The organism is Nocardiopsis sp. TNDT3 (assembly GCF_003427465.1).
Lineage (GTDB): Bacteria > Actinomycetota > Actinomycetes > Streptosporangiales > Streptosporangiaceae > Nocardiopsis > Nocardiopsis dassonvillei.
Genome location: NZ_QPFC01000302.1, coordinates 1 through 1,539 on the forward strand (window position 1 = coordinate 1; position 1,539 = coordinate 1,539).

General features: G+C 71.9%; 1 protein-coding gene and 1 pseudogene. One reads left to right on the forward strand and one right to left on the reverse strand.

The window, feature by feature from the left end; translation table 11 throughout:
- Positions 1-1,130 (forward strand): ABC transporter substrate-binding protein (locus DQW06_RS08180; RefSeq protein WP_232832981.1); only part of this gene is annotated, 1,130 nt, incomplete at its 5' end.
- A gap of 223 nt (positions 1,131-1,353) precedes the next feature.
- On the opposite strand, the pseudogene DQW06_RS08190 reads toward DQW06_RS08180, so the two are convergent.
- Positions 1,354-1,539: pseudogene (locus DQW06_RS08190) on the reverse strand (TVP38/TMEM64 family protein); the annotation flags it as partial.

Here is a 1,539-nt window from a genome sequence, read left to right on the forward strand (position 1 = left end):
CCGGCGCCCGCGCCGTGTTCGACTACATCAACGACAACGGCGGCATCCACGGCCGCCGGATCGAGTACCAGGTCCAGGACGACGCGTTCGACCCCGCGCAGACCCAGGAGGCCACCCGCAGCCTCATCGACGACCAGGAGATCTTCGCCATGCTCGGCGGCCTGGGCACCCCCACCCACGAGGCCGTGATCGAGGAGCTCAACGAGGCGGGCGTCCCCGACCTGTTCGTCTCCTCCGGCGCCCTGGCCTGGGACCAGCCCGAGGTCTACCCCCACAGCTACGGCTTCCAGGTCGACTACACCCGGGAGGCCAAGATCCAGGGCCAGTACATCGCCGAGAACTTCCCCGGCGACAGGGTCGGCCTGCTCTACCAGAACGACGACGTGGGCCCCTCCTCTCACGCGGGGATCGAGCAGTACCTCACCGAGGAGATCGTGGCCTGGGAGTCCTACGACCCCGGCGTCCCCGAGCTCGCCGGACAGGTCGAGGAGCTCAAGCGGTCGGGCGCCGAGGTCGCCGTCTGCCACTGCATCCCCGCCTTCCTGGCCCTGGCCGTCCTGGAGGCCACCGCGATCGGCTACACCCCGCAGTGGGTGGCGCCCAGCTTCGGCGGCGACGTGGCGGTGGCCACCGGCCTCATCGAGGAGTACGCCCAGGGCACGGCGGCCGAGAACGTCCCGCCCGAGGCCTTCCTGGACGGTCTGATCATCACCGCGTTCCTGCCGATGGCCGCCCAGCGCGAGGACCCGTGGACCGAGTTCTTCCTGGAGATCCACGAGAGGTACAACGAGGGCACGCCCTTCACCGACACCACCGTCTACGGCATGGTGCAGGCGGTCCTGTTCGCCCAGGTGCTCATGGAGACCGGCCCCGACCTGACCCGGGAGAGCCTGCTCGGCACCCTCAACTCCCACGAGTGGACGGGGCCCGGCCTGGTGCCGTTCAACGCCACAGAGGACGACCACAGCGGCTACGCCGGGGTGATGGTGGTGCAGCACCACGCCGGCGAGGAGCCCGAGATCCTCCAGGAGCCCATGGTCACCGACAGCGACGGCGGGGAGGTCCTGCCCTTCGAGCTGGACCGGCCCTCGCCCGACGAGGTGTCCCTCTTCGGGGGGTCCGGCGGCTAGGTTCTGTTCTCTGGTCCGTGATCCAGCCAGAGCAGGGCGCTGACCAGTACGGCCCCGGGCCCGGGGAGGCGTGGCGAGCTCGTCCGAACGCGTAGCGACGCCCCGGCAGTGCTTGAGCGGGCCGATGCAGCGTTCGACCGGGTTGCGGCGCTTGTGGGCCTGCCGGACGAAGGTGGGCGGGCGTGCGCGACCGCCGCGGGGACGCGCGGGTTCGGGACGGGCCTCAGGACCGCGTCCGCCGACGGCGCGAGCGCGCCCACCAGACCGCGCCGATCGCCACCGCGAGCACCGCCCCGCCCACGGCCACCGGCAGGCCCAGGTCCGTGCCGCCGACGCCGACCAGCACCAGCGCCGCCGTGCTGGGCACCCCGCCCAGGAGCGGGCCCAGCACGAAGGGCCACATCCGCAT